Source organism: Streptomyces sp. NBC_00989, from assembly GCF_045162655.1.
In the GTDB taxonomy this organism is placed as follows: domain Bacteria; phylum Actinomycetota; class Actinomycetes; order Streptomycetales; family Streptomycetaceae; genus Streptomyces.
Window position 1 is genome coordinate 463367 of the sequence record NZ_CP108728.1, and the last position, 16237, is coordinate 479603.

Sequence of the window (16237 nt, forward strand, 5' to 3'; positions counted from 1 at the left end):
GAGCACCCGGACCACGGGCGGTCACCGGGCCGAAGAGCCGCAGGTCACCCGCCCGGCGCTGCCGCCGCCCGCGCCGTCCCAGTGTGCCGCCGCCGCGAGGACAGCGGCGGCCGCACCCGTTCCGAGTACGGCTCCGGCGACCACGTCGCCCGGGTAGTGCACCCCGGTGTGGACGCGCGAGTAGCCCACGGCACAGGCCAGCAGGCCGAGCGGGACCGTGACGGCCGGGAACGCGGGCCCGACCGCCGCGGCGAAGGCGACGGCGGAGGCCGTGTGGCCCGAGGGGAACGAGGCGGATGCCGGCATCGGGACGTGCCGACCGGGGAAGGGCGAGTCCTCGGCACGGTGCGGGCGTGGCCGCCGTACAAGACGCTTGCCGAGCAGGTTGGCCGTGGTGGACGCGACGCCGATCGCCGCGACACCGAGCACCGCGGCACGCCGGGAGCGGCCGGGGCGCAGAGCCAGGGCGGTGGCGATCAGGAGCGAGATCTTGGAGTGATCGGCCGCCGCGGACAGTCGGCGCAGCGCCGAGTCCAGTGCCGGTGTGCTGGTGACCGTCACGGCCTCGTAGAGCACCTGGTCGAGGCTGGTGAGATCACGCAACAGGCCCTGCGGTACTCGCTGCTGCCGAGGCCGACGGTCAATCATCGCTCTGCTCCTGGTTCTTGTCGCGTGAGAGGGCTGTTCGGTCGTGGCTCTCGTGTTCGTGGGGCGACCGGTCGAAGGCGAGGCGAACGACGCGGTACCAGTCGACGGCCGGTGCGACGTACGGTGCCCCCGGACGTTCCCGTGGCACGCGCACCCGCAGCGCGCCGGGCCGTATCGTGCACACCACGGGCGCGGGCAGGACGAGTGCCTCGCCGTCCACGGCCACCGGGATGGTCTTCTCGTCGGACTCCACGACGACGCTGCGGGACGTCAGGACCGTCATGCCGCTGGCCCACTCCCCCAACAGCGCCAGTTCGGCGGCCTGTACGGCGCCCCCGACCCGGACCGCGATCACGCCGAGTTCGCCCGTGTCGAGCCGTTCCCTGCGGCCACCGGTCAGGGGGTCGGCCCGTGCGTAGGGGTTGTTGCTGACCAGCACCGCCTGTGGGGCCTCCAACCGCTCTTCGTCGGTCCGGGCACTGAGTTCGGCGCCCGCCTCGCCCGCCAGCAGGTCCGGCAACTGGTCGAGCGCGGTGACCGCTTTGGCGTCGCGGTAGTCGGGGTTCTGCACGATGTGCGCGTACGTACCGAACGAGGCGGTGTTGACGAACGGCCGGCCGGAGACGTCTCCGAGGTCGACGCGGAGTTCCACACCGTCCGAGAGCGCCTCCAAGCTGCTCACCGGATCGTCCCGGTCCAGGCCGAGGTCCATGGCGAAGTGGTTGCGGGTGCCGGCCGTCACGACCATGAACGGCAGACCGTGTTCGGCGGCCACTCCTGCCACCAGAGCCTGGGTGCCGTCGCCGCCGGCCACACCGAGCAGGTCCGCGCCCTCGGCTACGGCCTGCCGGGCCAGTGCCACCGGATCCGGATCCGTGTCGAGGTCGAGGAGGATCACTCGCGCGCCCAGTGCCTCGGCCCGCTCCACGAGTCCGTACTGCACGACCTTCCCGCCGCCCGACTTCGGATTCATGATCAGCACGGCCCGGCGGGGCGGGCGCACCGTGCGGGTGTGCATGCCGTGCGGCTTGCGCAGCCGGCGCAGGGCACTCCTCGCGCAGCCGAGCGCGGCCGTCCACGCCGCGAGGGCGACCACCGCGACGACCCACAGGCCCGACACGGCGTAGAGCACCAGGACGCCGACGGGTGCGGTGATCGCCAACAAGGCGCCGAGGAGACGGGCGAATCCGCGGTGCGCCAACGCCCACCACAGGCCCGCACCGGCCAGTCCGAGGCCCGCCAGGCCCAACAGCAGGATGAACCAATGGCCGGTGCCGGCCACCACTGCGGCCACCGCTCCCGCGATGCACAGCAGGGCGAGGCGGGCCAGGGCTCGCGCCGAGCCGAGACCCGTGTCGGGCCCCTGGGGTTCCGTCTCGCGCGTCGTTCCGGTCTCGTTCAATGTCGCTTCCCGGTCATGGCTGAGGCGGACGCTCGCCGGCGCGGCGGGTGCTCCGTCCGCCCGTCACTCCGGCGATTCCTGTCGGTGTCCATGCAACCTACGCGGTGTGTCCCGCCTCGTCCTCGACCGGGCGCGGTCCGCGGCTCGTGCGCAAACCGCGAAGCGGATCGCGGGGGCGTGTTGGTCCGCGACGGTCGGGCTGCCGATGTCCCCGACACAGCTCCCGCGCGGCGCATCCGGGGTGCGGCCCTCGCCCTCTCAACGACGAGCCCTTCGAACTGCGGCCTCGTGTCCCTCAGTACCGCGAGTCCGGCGTCTCCCGACCTCGTTGTCCCTGTCCGCCACCCCGTCTCCTCGACCGAGCCTCGACGACCTGCTTCGCAAAGTGGATCAAGACTACAGGCCAGGTCGCACCGACCGTGTCAGGCACCGGGTCCGCTCGTTCGCCCTGCCGGATCGAGCGGGTCCGAGGTCTTCGTGCCCGGCTACGCCATGAAGCCAGAGTTCAGTAACCCCCGTCCTCTACGCCTCCTGCCCGTGCCGAACCGTGATCCGTCGGTTTCTGCTCTCGACCGCCGGTCCGCGTGTGGTCAGGCGAGGGGGAGAAAGTTCTTGCCTCGGCCCGTGCCGGTCTCCAGCAGACGGTGTGCCTTCGACGCTTCGACCAGGGGCAGGGCCTGTCTCACACCGGGCTGGATCCGACGGGAGCGGCCGCAGGGCTTCCGCGAGGTACTCATCGATCCGCTCGGGAGCCCGGCGAGACCGGACCCCAACGGTTCGCCCAGGTCAACGCCCGAACTTGCCTCCACATGCCCGCAGCCTCCCAACTTGGTGGCCTGAAGCTGTGCGCAAGGACCGCGTTGCCCACGATCCCGGCCTCGCTCACAGCATTGACCGGTCGATCGCTCTGCCTCGGAAACGCGGCCTCTTGCCGGTGGGGATCCCGGGCTGGTCCATGCGGATTCCCGGTGAACTCCTGGCCGTCGGCTGTCGCTGGTTCGGGTGCTCTGGAAAGGTTCCCCGAGCGCAACCCGTCCGTCGGCTGACAGGCGTTCGGGCGCAACCTTCCGGTGTTCTGGCGTGTCCACGTTGTGTGCTGACGATACGTAGAACATGGCGGACAGCGGCTGCCGCCGCTTTCGCGACCGCCGTTATGGCGGTCGCGACCCCGGCCGCGCACGCCGCCGGAACGACGCTCGTCCTGGACACCCAGGAGAACTACTACCTCCCCACCGAGGGCGAGGGCCCGAACCTGGGCCTCGGCATCACCGCCTCGGGCGGGGACGCCCATGACGTGTCGGTCGCCATCGACGCGTCGTCCCTCGCCGGGAAGGCGACGATGGTGGTCACGGGGGACTGCGTGAGCACCGGCACCCTGAAGGTGAGGTGCGACGTGGGCCCGCTGTCGGGCAAGGAGTCGATCGACCCGTTCCTCCTGAAGCCCACCGCGGCCGCCAAGGCGGGCGACACCGGTGCCATCACCTACACCGCCACCGCCTCCGACGCGGCCACCGTGACGGGGAAGACGGACGTCCTGGTCGGCGGGCCCAAGCTCGTCGCCCGGCCCTACCCGGCGCTGAAGGGCATCGCGCCCGGCGCCGTCTTCGAGCGCACCCCGGCCTTCGCCGACACCGGTGCAGCCCCCGCCAGCAAGGGCGTCATGCTGTGGGTGCAGGACTCAGACGGCGTCTCTCTCGCCCGTGACCACTCCAACTGCCACTACTCGGACCAGTCCGACGTCGGCGCCTGGTGCCGGTTCGACACCCCGGTCGCGCCCGGCGCGGCCTACGAGACGGACGTGCCGCTGCGCTACACCGCCGCCAAGGACACGATGTACGGCTACGACTCCTACGTCGTGTGGCCGGTCGGCGGCACCGCACCCGACTCCTTCGACCCGTCCGACTTCCCCGGCACCGGCACCGGCGCGCCGCTCGGCCTGAAGTCCGTCGCCTCCGGCGCCGGATTCACCGGCTCCGGGTACGGCACCTTCGCCACCACCCAGCACGCCGACTACCAGGCGCTCGGTGACACGGCCGAGGGCAAGGTCGGCAAGACCGTGAGCATCACCGTGGGCGTACGGAACAACGGGCCGGGCCGGATGAACTTCCGGTGGATGGACGCCGACAACTCCGGCACGTTCGTGGTGACCCCGCCCGCCGGCACCAGCATCACCGGCGCCCCCGCCCCCGGCGAGCAGGGCGACCCCGGGCCGCGGTGGAACTGCACACCGGGCAAGGCCGGCGCGAAGAGCTACACCTGCGACATCACCAGCACGGACTTCAAGCCGGGCGACTTGGTGACCCAGGAGTTCACGGTGCGGATCGACAAGGTCGTCACCGGCGCGCGGGGCAGTGTGCGGGCGGTGGAGAACCCCGAGTACCCCAACCGTGACGACGACGCGTCGAACGACACCGCGGCGATCACGGTGAAGGCCACCGGCTCGGCGACGTCCAGCCCGTCACCCAGCGCCTCCGCATCCGCCTCCGCGTCGGCCACGGCCACCGCGAGCCCGTCCGGCTCCGGGGCGGGAACCAGCAGCGGGACGACGACCGGCGGCGGGCTCGCCGCCACGGGCGCGGACGGAGTCCTGCTACGGGCGGGCACCGCCGTCCTGCTGGTGGCGGGCGGCGCGCTGGTGTTCCTGACGGCGCGGAGGCGGCGGACGCAGGGCGTTGGCGGCCGATGAGGCAATACGTCACCTCACGGCCCGCGTTTCGCCGGCAACCCGCGTAGCCGCCGAAGCCGGCAGATCGGCGCTGCCGCGCTCGCCTCCCGTCCAGGGCTGTAAGCCGCGTACACCAACGGGCCGAGGACCATCGAGCGGACACTCAGACGGTCGCGGCGTAGGTCCAGAAGTCGCGCATCCACGCGGGGAAGGCGGGACCGGGCAGGCCGCAGGGGGTGAAGATGACGGTGACCGTGTCGGTCGACGGGGCGATGTGCGCGGCGGTGCCGGTGCCGCCCACCCATCCGTAGCGGCCGGGGGTGTTCCACGGCTCCGCGGAGGTGACGTCGACCGAGCCGCCGTAGCCCCATCCCTGGCCCTGGAGGAAGAGGTCTCCCTCGTCGCGCTGGTCCGTGGTGAGGTGATCCGTCGTCATGAGGCGTACGGACTCCGGGGAGAGGACCGTACCGCCGCCGGTCAGCAGCATGCGGCCGAAGGCGTGCCAGTCCGCGACGGTGGACACCAGGCCTCCCGCGCCCGAGGCGAAGGCGGGCGGGGTGGACCAGGCGCCGTCGGCCGCGTCGGCGAAGGTGTGGGTGCCGTCAGGGGCTGTCAGGTAGTAGGGGGTGAGGCGGTCGCGTTCCGACGCCGGTACGGCGAAGGCCGTGTCCTTCATTCCGAGCGGCTCGAAGATCCGCTCGGCCAGGAACTCCGGCAGCCCGCGCCCCGCGGCCCGTGCCACCAGCACGCCTTGCAGGTCGGAGCTGGCGTTGTAGAGGAACGCCTCTCCGGGCTGCCGCAGCAAGGGGATGTCGGCGAGCGCGGCGACCCACTCGTCCGGGCTCAGCGTCGACCGCGGGCCTCCGTTGTACACGGCCACGTCCGCGAACAGGGGTTGAAGGGCGGGTGCGGTGAAGTCGGGCCCGAAGCCCCATCCCGAGCGGGACGACAGGACGTCCTCGACGGTGATGGGGCGGACGGACGGCACCACGTCGTCCAGCCCGCTCGCGGGAGTGCGGACGACCTTCGGGGACGCCAGTTCGGGCAGCCAGCGCGCGATCGGCGCGTCCAGGGTGAGCACGCCGTCGTCGACGAGCGCAAGCACCGCGGCGGCGGTCACGGGCTTGGTGACCGAGGCGAGCCGGAACAAGGTGTCGGCCCGCATCGGCGCCGAGCCGGCGGGCTCCGTCGATCCCACGGCCGCGACCTCCACCTCCCCGGAGCGGTCCACCAGGGCGACCGCTCCGGGGAAGGCTCCCTCGGCGACGTACTTCTCCAACAGTGCGGTCAACTGGCTCATCAGGCTCTGCCCCTCATGTCATGGCCGACGGCGGATACGTCTCTAGGACCGTCCGCCGGCCCGGAACTCATCGGTGCAGGGCCCACGCAGCCTCAGTGGCCGTGGGTGGAGGTGCTGCGGTAGTCGGTGTACGTGTACGGGTTGTCTAGGACCTTGGCCTCGGGGACGTCCGGGTTCATGCCCTTGGCCCAGGCGTCCTCGCCCATCGTCGACCGCAGATGGTCCACGGTCCGCTCGACGGTGCGCCGCACGGCGGCCAGGTCGGTGTCGAGCAGACGGTGCTCGTGCTTGACCACCCGGCCGTCGACGATGACGGTGTGCACGTCGCCCCGCTGGGCCTGGAAGGCCACGTGGCCGTACGGGTTGAGCAGCGGGAAGGAGACCGGTGAGTGGTCGTTCTTCAGCAGGACGAGGTCGGCCTTCTTGCCCTCCTCGATGCTGCCCAGGTCGTGTTCGCGGCCAAGTGCCCTGGCGCCGCCGCGCGTTGCCCACTCCACCACCTGGTCGGCGCGCAGCGCGCAGTGGGTGACGGTCTCGCCCTGGGCGTGGGCCTCCAGGTGCTCGCGGGCGCGGTCGGCGCCGAGGGTGGTGCGCATGGCGGAGAACAGGTCTCCGCTCCACCACGCGCTCGTGTCCATCGACAGGGAGACGGGGATGTCGTGGGAGCGGACCGCCCAGGTCGTCGGATAGCCCTGGCCGGCGCTCTGCTCGCTCTCCGTGGACACCGAGACCGAGCCGCCCGTGGCCGCGATGCGGTGGTAGGAGTCGGCCGACAGGGTGGAGGCGTGGACGTAGACCGTCTCGGGGGTCATGAATCCGTGCTCGTGCATGAGCCGGATGCCGTCGTCGTTGGTGGCGCCCCAGACTCCGGCGTGCGTGGTGACGGCGACGCCCAGGTCGCGGGCGACCTCGAAGGCGGGCTTCTCGGGGAAGGCGGGATCGCCGGTGACGTCGAAGGCGATCTGGAAGCCGAGCATGTCGTCGCCGGTGATGCGGCGGCGCACGAAGTCCCGGAACTGCGGTGCCGCGGTCCATTCCGCGGGAGCCTGCTGGATGTTGCCGTAGGCGAGGACGAACCGGCCGGGTACGGCCCGCAGCGCGTCCACCGCCGCGTCCGCGTGGTCGACCGTCTGTAGTCCGTGCGACCAGTCGACGACCGTGGTCACCCCGGCGTCCAGCGCTTCGACGGCGGCCAGGAGGTTCCCGGCGTGCACGTCCTCGGGCCGGAAGGCGGTGCCGTGTTCGAGGTAGTACCAGACGAAGTACTGGGTCAGGGTCCAGTCGGCGCCGTAGCCGCGCATCGCCGTCTGCCACATGTGCCGGTGCGTGTCGATCATGCCGGGCATCACGATGCCGTCGGACGCGTCGATCTCGGCGGTCCCCTCCGGTACGGCGAGCCGCGGGCCGACCGCGGTGATCCGGTCGCCCGTCACGAGCACGTCGGTGTCGCTCAGCACCCGCCGGGCGCGGTCCATGGGCAGGACGGTGCCGCCGCGCAGGACGACGGGTCGCCCCGGCTGGAATGGGGTGGACTGGCTCATCACTGAATCTCCCACTCGACATCGGACGACTGTCCGCATGACGGCTCTCGGTAGGTGACCGATCGTCGTCAGGGTGTTGTCCGGTGTCAATACTCCGCGGTTTCCGAATTCCGCCCGGTAATGTCCCCGACCGTCCGCTCTGCGGTCGAACCCAGGTCGCTGCGTCCGAGCCATCGCGACGGAGGCCTGTTCCGCTGCGTAGAGTGCCCTCGACGCGTGTCCGTAGGGCGGACACGCGTGAGCGAAGCCGACGGCGACCAGAAGGAGCCACCATGCCGCGCGAAGGAACCGGACCCGATTTCATCGAGGCGCTGGCCCGGGGCTTGGAGGTCATCACCGCCTTCCGGCCCCGGCAGCCGGTGATGTCACTGTCCGACGTGGCGACCGCGACCGGGCTGGCCAGGCCGACCGCACGGCGGATCCTGCTCACCCTGACCGAGCTGGGCTACGTACGCCAGCAGGCCGGCGGTTTCGTGCTGACCCCGCGCGTCCTGGACCTCGGCGTCGCCTACGTCCGCTCGACGGGACTGTGGGACGTGGCCCGCCCGCACCTGGAGTGGCTGGTGGAGCGCACGAACGAGTCCTGTTCGATCGCGCAGCTCGACGGCTCGGACATCGTCTACGTCGCCCGGGTCTCGGTGCCCAAGATCGTGACCCTCGCCGTGCAGATCGGCACCCGCTTCCCCGCACTGCCCACCTCTCTGGGCAAGGTCCTGCTGGCCGCGCTGCCGCCCGACGAGGCGGCCCTGATCGTCGCCGAGCCCAGCCGCTCGGGACTGGAGTCGGTGTGGCACCCCGGCCGGGCCGAATGGGAGGCGGAGCTGCGGGAGGTGCGCGCGCGGGGCTGGGCGGTGACCGACGAGCAACTGGCCAGGGGCATCCGTTCGGTGGCGGCTCCGCTGCGGGACGGCTCGGGCCGCGTCGTCGCGAGCGTGAACGTGAACGCGCACGCCGCCGAGACCTCGATGGAGGTGCTGCTCGACGACCACCTGCCGCTCCTCCTCCAGGCCGCCGGTGAGATCAGCCTGGACTTCGCCCGGCTGGAGTCCGCACCCCACGCGGTCCTGCCGTCCGGCGCGATCGTGTCTTGACGCCTCCGTCGTTCGGGACAGAGAATCACTGTCCGGATGACTGTCCGGTGTACGGACAGAAAGGCAAGGTTCATGTCGCAGAGCGCCAAGCCCACTCCGCCGGGCACCGCGGGCCCGCTCTCCGGGGTGCTGGTCGCGGACTTCTCACGGATCCTTGCCGGGCCGTACGCCACGATGCTGCTCGCCGACCTGGGGGCCGACGTCGTCAAGGTCGAGGGACCGGGCGGCGACGACACCCGCGCCTGGGTGCCGCCGACACGCGACGAGGTCTCGACCTACTACCTCGGGATCAACCGGGGCAAGCGTTCGATCGCTCTGGACCTGCGTGACGAGGAGGACGCCGAGGTCGCCCGGAACCTCGCCCGCCGGGCGGACGTCCTGATCGAGAACCTCAAGCCCGGCGGCATGGCGAAGTACGGACTGGACTTCGACTCGGTCCGGCGGGACAACCCCGGCCTGATCTACACGTCGATCACCGGCTTCGGCACCGGACCCGGCCGGCACGTCCCCGGCTACGACCTCATGGTGCAGGCCATCTCGGGGCTCATGAGCCTGACGGGCGACCCCGACGGGCCGCCCTACCGGGCCGGGATCTCCGTGTTCGACGTGATGGCCGGCAACCACGCCACGATCGGCATCCTCGCCGCACTGCGCCACCGGGACGCCACGGGGACGGGCCAGCTCGTCGAGGTGAACCTGCTGTCCTCGGCCCTGACCGGACTGGTCAACCACAGCTCGGCCTACGTCGCCGGCGGCACCGTGCCCTACCGCATGGGCAACGCCCACCCCAGCGTCTTCCCCTACGAACCGCTTCCCACCGCCGACAACGACCTCATCGTGACGGCCGCCAACGACGGCCAGTTCCGCAAGCTGTGCGAGGTCCTCGGCATACCCGAGGTGGCCGACGACCCGCGGTTCGCACGCAACGCCGACCGCACCGCCCACCGGGAACTGCTGCGGCCGTTGCTGGCCGAGAGGCTGAAGACACGCGGCGCCACCGAATGGTTCGAGGCACTGGTGGAGGCCGGTGTACCGAGTGGACCGATCAACACCATCGACGGCGGCTTCGCCATGGCCGACCGCTTCGGACTCGACCCGGTCGTCACCGTCGGCGAGGGGGCTCGCGCGGTGCCCACCACGCGGCATCCGATCCGCTTCTCGGCCACCCCCGCCTCGTACCGGCTGCCACCGCCCGAACTCGACGAACACGGCGCGGAGTTGCGCACCTGGCTGTCCGGACCGGAGGAGACCGACCGTGTCTGAGCCGGCACCGCGCCCCGCCTACCCCACGGCCCTCGGCGCCTCCGACCTGCGGACCATCACCCTGCTCGGGCACGACCTGGCCGAGGACATCATGGGCTCGGTCGGCTTCGGTGAACTCGCGTTCTGGCTCGCCACCCAGCGGCGGCCCACCCCCGGCGAGACCCGTGTCTTCGAGGCCGTGCTCGCTGCACTGGCCGACCACGGCTTCACCCCCACGGCCATCGTCACCCGCCTGACCTACCTCTCCGCTCCGGACTCGGTCCAGGGCGCACTCGCCGCCGGACTGCTCGGCGGTGGCTCCCGCTTCCTCGGCGTCACCGAGGACACCGGCCGCTTCCTGCACGACGTACTGGAGTCCTTCGACGGAGACCTGCCCACCGACGAGGCCGGCTGGGACGCGGTCGCGCTGCGCACGGTCGAACGGCGGCGCGCGGCCGGGGAGTTCGTCCCCGGGCTGGGTCACCACGTGCACAAGGAGGGCGACCCCCGTACGCCGAGGCTGATGCGGATCGCTCAGGAGGAGGACGTCTTCGGCCCGCACCTGAGCCTGTTCGCCGCCATCGGCCGGGTGCACCCGAAGGTGTTGCACCGGACGCTCCCCCTCAACGGAGCGGGGGTGTGCGGCGCCGCCCTCGCGGACCTCGGCCTCCCCCTCCAACTGCTGCGCGGCTTCGCACTGTTGGCCCGCACCGCGGGTCTGATCGGCCAACTCGCCGAGGAACTGCGCCATCCCGTCGCACAGGACGTCTTCCTGTCCGTCGACCTCAACAACACCCCGGTGCCGCCCGAGCCGTACACCCCGGACCCGCTCACGAAGGACCGGCGCGAGGACTGACCCCGCGCCCGCCGTCCCACCATCCACCCGCACACAGACCAAGGAGCCGCAACCGTGTTCGTCGACGAGGACAACATCACCGAGCTGGCCGTCGAGCGGTGGGCCACCGCCCACTCCCCGCGGCTGGCCGAGCTGATGACCGCGCTGGTCCGTCATCTGCACGCCTTCTCGCGTGAGGTGCGGCTCACCGAGGACGAGTGGATGGCAGCGATCGAGTGGCTGACCGCGGCCGGCGGGATCAGCGACGACAAGCGCCAGGAACTGATCCTCACCTCCGACGTGCTCGGACTGAGCACACTGGTCGTCCAGTTGAACAACGCGTTCACGCCTCAGGCGACCCCGGCCACGGTGCTCGGCCCCTTCCACATCGACGGCTCGCCGACCGCGCCCCACGGCTTCGACATGTCGGACGGCATCCCGGGCACACCGCTGTTCTTCACCGGCAGGGTGACCGACACCGACGGCAAACCGCTCGCGAACGCCGTGCTCGACGTGTGGCAGGCCGACGCGGAAGGCGCCTACGAGGCCCAGCTCCCCGAGATCGACGAGGCACGCCTGCGGGCCAAGTACCGCACCCGCGAGGACGGCACCTACTGCATCCGCACCATCGCGCCGCGCGGGTACGCCATCCCCATGGACGGCCCCGTCGGCGACCTGATGCGCAGGACGGACATCAGCCACTTCCGGCCGGCACACGTCCACTTCCTGATCGACGAGCCGGGCTACCGGAAACTGATCACCCATCTGTTCCAGGCCGACAGCGACTATCTCGACTCCGACGTCGTCTTCGGCACCAAGGACGCGCTGATCATCCCGTTCCCCGAACAACCGCCCGGCACCGCGCCCGACGGCGGCACCCTCGAAGTCCCGTACCTGCACGCCGAGTACGACTTCGCCCTGCAGTCCCGCTGACCGCCCGGCGGAGGGCGCGGCAGCACGACCGCGGCACCGGGTCCCGCTCGGACGGACCGACTCCGGTGCCGTGCCGCCCGTGTTCGACACCGTCGACGGCACAACCCTCGACGCCTCCTTCAGCGCCGCACGCCTCCACACCGGACACGTCGTCAGCGCCCTGGGACGGGGAACCCACAACATCGCCCTCTGTCCTTACGCGGAGCCACGGGCTCCGTCACAGATCTCCGGCCGCAGTACGTGGGCCTCGGCTGACGTAGGCGGCGGTTCCGGCGGCGGTGAGTACCGCTGCGACCACGGCCGCTGGTCGGCTGTCGGAGGCCTGTGTCTGCCAGGTCAGCGCCTCCCCCGCGGTGCCCACGCCCGGGAACACCGCCGCGCCGAGCGTCCACCCGAGAGGCAGGAACCACGAGCGAGCGGTGCCGACCGTGGCCGTCCCCAGGGCGGTCAGGCCCAGCAGGCCGGCCGCGTCGCGGACGACACATCCGAACGGCCCGAACCGCGTGCCGGTGAGCAGTGTGGCCAGCAGCAGCACAAGTACGCATCCCAGGGCCGTGGCCAGGTGGGACATCCGCAGCCGTCCCCACGGCCTCGCCGCCGTGCGGTCCAGGGTGTCGTCGGGGCCTCCGAGCGTGGTGGTGGCGACGGCTACCAGGAGCAGGACCGTCAGGGCGAGTACGGTGCCGCTCACCTCGCCCTCAACGCTGAAGGCCGTCGCAAGCAGCCACGCGATGGCAGTGCCCGCGACGGCCGCGCCGAGCGCCGCGGGCACCTGGCGCGAGCGGACGTAGAGCGTCAGTCCTGTCATCGGGCGCCTCCGCTCAGGAGGTCGGTGGTGTCCTCGCACTTCTGGGCGGCCTGATAGACGCCGACAACCCGGGCTTCGGCCTCGGCTCGCGGCAGTGCCTCCAGTCCCTTCCAGAGCTTGACGGCGTCCGGGTCATGGAATTCGAGGCCATCAGGACCGACGGTCGGCTCCCGGTCGAGCAGCCAGTAGGCCGCAGCGGTGGCGACGGTGAAGTTCCGGTTGTCTCCGCAGTTGAGAGGGCCGGTGAACACTCCGGTGAGCATCGTCGGTTCGAGCCGTCCCGGGTGGGCGAGGTGGCCGCGCTTGCCGACCGTGATACTCATCAGCGCGGTGTCGGCCCGCGCCCTCGGTGACGTAGGAGGAGAGAACGTGGAGGTGTCCTCATGTGCCTCGACGACTGATGTTTTCGTCAGGAGTTCCAATGCGTGCCGGGCCTTGGGGGTTACCTCGGGAAGCAACTCTTCGTGCGCCCGGCTGACGCAGACCCGCGGGGTGTCGTCGGTGCACACCAGTTCCTGGGCGACCGGGTCGAGCGTCCCTCGGTCGTAGGCATCGCCGGTCGGCACCACCAGGGCCGTGACCGTGGCCCCGATGGCCAGCGGCAGCAGCGCGGCGAACGCGAACCTACGGTTCTGGACGGCGAAGAGCACGACGCCCGCCACCGCGACCGCGGCCATCCAGAGTGCCTGGGCGGCGCTGACTCCGCCGCCGACGGTGTCGTAGTCGCTGAACATGCTCATCCCCATGGCCGGGGAGAACGCCGCTGTGAATCCGCCGTCCGGAAGGGCCTGGGGCGCGAGCATCAGCAGCGCGAAGCCGATCACGGCCAGCGCGGGGGCGGTGGCGAGCGCCGGCACCAGGCGTCCGACGGCCAACCCGAGCCAGACCGAGGCGATCATCGCGACCAGCCCGACGGCCACGACGACAAACGCGGCCGGCGGCAGATAGCGCGCCGTGTCGGCGATCCGTGGTGCCGCCGCGAGGAGCGTGACCAGGTAGGCGACGAGCACCGCCAGGGCCGTCGTGGCCAGGATCGGCACCATGCGCTGCGGTCTCGGGCGGGGCACGGCGGCGAACAGTTCGGCGACGTTCGCCCGGTGCTCGCGATACGACTGCCAGGCGCCGGCGGCCATCGCAAGGGGCGAGAGAACCGCGAGGTATTCACGCTGCGTCATGGCCAGCGCCATCCACCCCGTGGACCATCGCCCCGCGGTGGCCTGGAGGACGATCGTGCCGGCGACGGCGATCAGGAGCGCGGCGCCGAGGGCGGCCGAGCGCCGGAGCTCGATGCCGAGGACGCGGTTCACGCGTTGCTCCGGTGCCGGCGCAGGAGTGCGGAGTAGCCGCGCTCCGCCGGGCTGTCGCCCGCGTCGTCCGGCCCACCGCGGGCGATCAGGTCGTCGGGCGTGCCGTGGAAGAGGAGTCGGCCTTCGTTCATGAGGATGACGTCGGTACAGGCAGCGACGACGTCCTCGACGAGGTGGGTGGAGACCATCACGCAGCTGTCGGCGCCGAGGTCACGCAGCAGGTCGCGGAAGGCGAGACGTTGTTCGGGGTCGAGTCCGACGGTGGGCTCGTCGAGCAGCAGCAGTTCGGGGTCGTTCACGATGGCCTGGGCGATGCCGGCCCGGCGCAGCATGCCGCCGGACAGCGTCTTCATCTTGGCGTCGGCCTTGGTGGTGAGACCCACCCGATCGATCGCGCGTTGCACGGCGTCGGGTATCGCGGTTTTGGGCATTTCCTTGAGCCAGGCCATGTACGCGACGAACTCGCGGACAGTGAACCGCGGGTAGAAGCCGAACTGCTGCGGCAGATACCCCAGTCTGCGACGCACCTCGCGCAGGTCGGCACGGCCGTCCACCTGCGCGCCGAGCAGCGTCAATGAGCCGTCGGCGGGCTTAACGACGGTGGACAGCGCGCGCATCAGCGTGGTCTTGCCGGCGCCGTTCGGGCCGAGCACACCCTGCACGCCGGCAGTCAGCGTCAAGTCGAGTCCGTCGACGGCCAGGTGCCGGCCGGCCCGGACACGCAGTCCTTCCGCGTGGACGAGCCAGGGATGAAGGGTGGGAGCCGTTTCGGCCGCAGGTACCGCTCGCATGGGTCTCTCCTGTTGATCCTGTTGATGGGGGTCAGTTGCCGCTGGTCAGGCGGCGGAAGTGCGTGGCGGCGAGCGGTGTGATGGCGGCGAGGGCCACGGTGACCACCACCCAGACGGCGGTGCTGCCCGGCTGCAGTACCGGGGACAGGGACTGGGCCGCCACACTCGGCAGCAGGACCGCCGCGGACCAGACCACCGCGAGTCCGATCGCCGCGCGCCGTACGCCGACGAGGGCGCCGAGCACGAGGGTGGCCCCCGTGAACGCCAGGCACGGCAGCAGGGTGAGGGCCAGCGAGGTTCCGGTGCTCACACCCGCCACCAGCAGTGCCGGAAGCACGACGACGAGCACCGCGAGCGTCCGCCGCAGCACCATGGCCAGGCCGGCTGCCGGTGTGGTGGCGATCAGTTCCCAGGCGGGGTCGATCCGCCGGCTCCATGCCACCGCGACGCCGGGCAGCGGAGCCACCGGGGCCAACAGCAGCACGAGCGACGGCAGGCTCGGCTCGGCGGAGTCCAGGAGTACGCCACAGCCCAGCACCGCGACGGTCACCGCGAGCCAGGGCAGCAGCGTCCACGCGAGCCAGCGTCGGTGCACGGCCCCTGCTGGTGTGCAGGGCCGGGTCGGCGACGGGCCGGCTTCGATCGCCCGGCCGAGCGAGACGGCGACACGGTCGAGCAGATCCGTCGTGGCAGGGGTGGCCTTGGCGGCCAGTGACGCACGGCAGTTGGCGCACGCGTCGAGATGGACCTCGATCGACCAGAGCGCGGCGTCGTCGAGTCCGTGCCCGCCGTCCGCGTAGCGGGCCAGGATCGTGGTGGTGGGATGAGTCATGAGAGCGCCTTCCGCAACGCCATCCGAGCCCGCCGCGCGCGGGTTTTCACCGTGCCCTCCGGCATACCGAGCAGCACCGCCGTCTGACGGACCGACAGGTCATCGAGCACCATCGCCTGCAGCACCTGCCGCAACTCCGGTGGCAGCCGCAGCAGCGCCTGTTCGAAGTTCTGGTCGACGCGGTTCGCCATCACCTCGTCCTCGGCGGCCGGCGCGGTCGTGTCGAGCAGGGCGACCGTCGGCACCCGCTCCTGCCGGGCGCGTCGGCGGAACGCGTCGACGAGACGGTTCGCGGCGATCGTCCAGAGCCAGCCGACCGCGCTGCCCTCGGTCACGGAGCCCGCATAGCTGCCGGCCGCACGCCACACCGCCAGGTAGGTCTCCTGGAGCACGTCGGCGACGACATCGTCGTCGGCGCAGCGGCGGCGGAGCCGCACCGCCAACCAGGGCGAAGTACGCCGATACAACTCGTCGAACGCCGCCCGGTCACCACCGGCGACGCGACGCACGAGTTCTGCCTCGTCGAGGTCTGCCATGCATTTCACGATCAGGGAGACGAAACGACCGTCCATTCAGGTTCTCGGACGCTTCGGCGGCTGCCGAAAGCAACAGTGCTCTACGCCGAGCGCGACGTCGTCCACCTCGCCGACCGGCCCGAATCGCACCGTGGGCAGCCGCCCTGGATCGCCTCGCCGCCGTCCGAGCACCGGCCGGGCACGGCTTCGCCCACCTCAAGGACTGGCGGGTACTCGGCAAGATCCGCACCGACCCGAAGTGGGCGACCGCCCTGGTGCGGGCCTGCTGGCGCTGACGATCCGCGAAGTCTCCCGGTGCCCGATGAT

At 71.4% G+C, this 16237-nt stretch carries 14 protein-coding genes; 5 read left to right on the plus strand and 9 right to left on the minus strand.

Annotation, left to right across the window (positions count from 1 at the left end):
- Positions 1-21: 21 nt before the first annotated feature.
- A complete protein-coding gene (locus OG714_RS02140; protein ID WP_406118097.1) occupies positions 22-648 on the minus strand; it encodes a phosphatase PAP2 family protein in 627 nt (208 codons plus the stop codon).
- On the minus strand, positions 641-2050 hold the full coding sequence (locus OG714_RS02145; protein WP_406118099.1) for a diacylglycerol/lipid kinase family protein: 1410 nt from the start codon (positions 2048-2050) through the stop codon (positions 641-643). The genes OG714_RS02140 and OG714_RS02145 overlap by 8 nt, the downstream gene beginning before the upstream one ends.
- Positions 2051-3203: 1153 nt before the next feature.
- Here OG714_RS02145 and OG714_RS02150 point away from each other — a divergent pair.
- Positions 3204-4736: a hypothetical protein gene (locus OG714_RS02150; RefSeq protein ID WP_406118100.1), complete on the plus strand. Its 1533-nt coding sequence runs from the start codon at positions 3204-3206 to the stop codon at positions 4734-4736.
- 142 nt (positions 4737-4878) lie between these two features.
- On the opposite strand, the gene OG714_RS02155 is transcribed toward OG714_RS02150, so the two are convergent.
- Both OG714_RS02155 and OG714_RS02160 read right to left on the minus strand, forming a co-directional pair.
- A complete protein-coding gene (locus tag OG714_RS02155; RefSeq protein ID WP_406118102.1) occupies positions 4879-6015 on the minus strand; it encodes a serine hydrolase domain-containing protein in 1137 nt (378 codons plus the stop codon).
- 92 nt (positions 6016-6107) lie between these two features.
- Complete coding sequence (locus OG714_RS02160) at positions 6108-7556, minus strand: amidohydrolase family protein (protein WP_406118103.1); 1449 nt, start codon at positions 7554-7556, stop codon at positions 6108-6110.
- A gap of 272 nt (positions 7557-7828) precedes the next feature.
- Between OG714_RS02160 and OG714_RS02165 the strand changes: the two genes are divergently transcribed.
- The 4 genes from OG714_RS02165 (at position 7829) to OG714_RS02180 (ending at position 11657) form a co-directional block, all read left to right on the plus strand.
- A complete protein-coding gene (locus OG714_RS02165; RefSeq protein WP_406118105.1) occupies positions 7829-8647 on the plus strand; it encodes an IclR family transcriptional regulator C-terminal domain-containing protein in 819 nt (272 codons plus the stop codon).
- A 72-nt stretch (positions 8648-8719) separates the two neighbouring features.
- On the plus strand, positions 8720-9910 hold the full coding sequence (locus OG714_RS02170; RefSeq protein ID WP_406118106.1) for a CaiB/BaiF CoA transferase family protein: 1191 nt from the start codon (positions 8720-8722) through the stop codon (positions 9908-9910).
- On the plus strand, positions 9903-10745 hold the full coding sequence (locus tag OG714_RS02175; protein ID WP_406118108.1) for a citryl-CoA lyase: 843 nt from the start codon (positions 9903-9905) through the stop codon (positions 10743-10745). Before OG714_RS02170 ends, OG714_RS02175 begins: the two co-directional genes overlap by 8 nt.
- A 54-nt stretch (positions 10746-10799) precedes the next feature.
- Entirely contained in the window at positions 10800-11657 is an 858-nt protein-coding gene (locus tag OG714_RS02180) for a dioxygenase (RefSeq protein ID WP_406118109.1), read from the plus strand.
- A gap of 217 nt (positions 11658-11874) precedes the next feature.
- On the opposite strand, the gene OG714_RS02185 is transcribed toward OG714_RS02180, so the two are convergent.
- From OG714_RS02185 to OG714_RS02205, 5 genes are read right to left on the minus strand one after another with little or no spacing between them, the layout of a single operon-like run.
- A complete protein-coding gene (locus tag OG714_RS02185) occupies positions 11875-12465 on the minus strand; it encodes a hypothetical protein (RefSeq protein WP_406118111.1) in 591 nt (196 codons plus the stop codon).
- Entirely contained in the window at positions 12462-13772 is a 1311-nt protein-coding gene (locus OG714_RS02190; RefSeq protein WP_406118112.1) for a hypothetical protein, read from the minus strand. The genes OG714_RS02185 and OG714_RS02190 overlap by 4 nt, the downstream gene beginning before the upstream one ends.
- Complete coding sequence (locus tag OG714_RS02195) at positions 13769-14563, minus strand: ABC transporter ATP-binding protein (protein WP_406118113.1); 795 nt, start codon at positions 14561-14563, stop codon at positions 13769-13771. Before OG714_RS02195 ends, OG714_RS02190 begins: the two co-directional genes overlap by 4 nt.
- Positions 14564-14594: 31 nt before the next feature.
- Positions 14595-15395, minus strand: coding sequence for a hypothetical protein (locus OG714_RS02200; protein ID WP_406118115.1), 801 nt, complete (start codon positions 15393-15395; stop codon positions 14595-14597).
- Positions 15392-15931: an RNA polymerase sigma factor gene (locus OG714_RS02205; RefSeq protein WP_406118116.1), complete on the minus strand. Its 540-nt coding sequence runs from the start codon at positions 15929-15931 to the stop codon at positions 15392-15394. The genes OG714_RS02200 and OG714_RS02205 overlap by 4 nt, the downstream gene beginning before the upstream one ends.
- Between the last annotated feature and the right edge of the window lie 306 nt (positions 15932-16237).